The organism is Phocaeicola faecium (assembly GCF_014837055.1).
GTDB classification, from domain to species: Bacteria; Bacteroidota; Bacteroidia; order Bacteroidales; family Bacteroidaceae; genus Phocaeicola; species Phocaeicola gallinarum.
The window spans coordinates 1-1310 of record NZ_JACSPQ010000062.1 but is presented as its reverse complement, the minus strand read 5'-3'; the positions used below and the strand labels follow the sequence as shown (position 1 = coordinate 1310).

Sequence of the window (1310 nt, the reverse complement as noted above, 5' to 3'; positions counted from 1 at the left end):
TTACCACGGTATATTGCGATTAACCCTGAATATAGTAAAGATATTATATATCTATCAGCGTTAGCTGCGTTACATGAATATATCGTAAAACACGAAGGACATGATTCGGATATTGAATACGTACGGCAACTATTTACCTTTCAATTGTGGGAGGCTATTCTTCAATCGAGTATGAATTATGGCGGCAGTTTTACAATGACTGCGGAATCAAAACAGAATAACCGGACGAAAACGTATACGGAATTGGCTGAAGGACGTCATTCCGTTCGGGAATATGCCGATACACCCGTTACATACGACGAATTAAAACCTGCATTGCAAATAGCTATGCGTACACCTTCAGTGTGTAACAGGCAGCCCGCTCGAATACATGTGATTCTCAATCACGCAATAATTGAAGAGGCTTTACGTATTCAAGGTGGCTTTAACGGATATCCTACCCCTCCTGCGCTGATTCTGATCACAGCTGATAATAGAGTATTCATGTCACAACAGGAACATAATGAAGGTTATACGGACGGAGGGCTTTTTGGAATGTCCTTGTTGTTGGCACTTGAGGAACAACAGTTAGCAGCATGTCCGTTAAATACGATGTTCCGTGCAACGGCTGAGAAAAAAACGCGAAAGCTTTTACATATTCCTGATTACGAGAATTTGGTCATGTATATTGCGATTGGTCATTTTGCCAAAGAGTCAAAAACTTGTCGTTCAGTGAGAAGATCCTATATGGAAATCACGACTTGCATGGAATAGAAAGGTTGGAAACATGTCTAAGCCAATCAGAATATTGCATGTTCTTCAGCGCATGGAGGCCGGTGGAACTCAAACATTTTTGATGAATCTCTATAGAGAAATTGATAAAAGTAAGATCCAGTTTGATTTTTTGACAGAATATCCTACAAAGCAATTTTATGGTGATGAAATTGAATCTTTAGGTGGAAAAGTATATCGTTCCACTGTCAGACTAGACGGCAACATTCTCAAGTTTGAAAATAAATTGCGTAATATTCTTACCGAAAATCAATATTCAATAATTCATGTACATGCCTATACAATTGGGTTTTTTTGCTTAAAGATTGCCAAACAATGTGGAGTTCCTATACGAATTGCACATTCGCATAACAATCAAATGACTAAAGGACTATTTTATCCAGCAAAAAAAATAATGCGTAAACTTTATCCAATTTATGCTAACTACTTTATGGCATGCTCTGAAGATGCTGGTAAATTTCTTTTTCCTAAAAAAGATTTTATTGTTGTAAAAAATGCAATTGATACCAATAAATTTAAATTTAATCAATCAATACGAC

2 protein-coding genes are annotated in these 1310 nt (G+C 36.8%); both read left to right on the top strand.

Annotated elements, in window-relative coordinates:
• On the top strand, positions 1 to 753 hold a 753-nt coding region (locus H9626_RS14775; protein WP_191710982.1), incomplete at its 5' end, for a nitroreductase family protein.
• A gap of 13 nt (positions 754 to 766) precedes the next feature.
• Positions 767 to 1310, top strand: a 544-nt coding sequence (locus H9626_RS14770) for a glycosyltransferase (RefSeq protein WP_191710981.1), incomplete at its 3' end; no start/stop codon positions are given.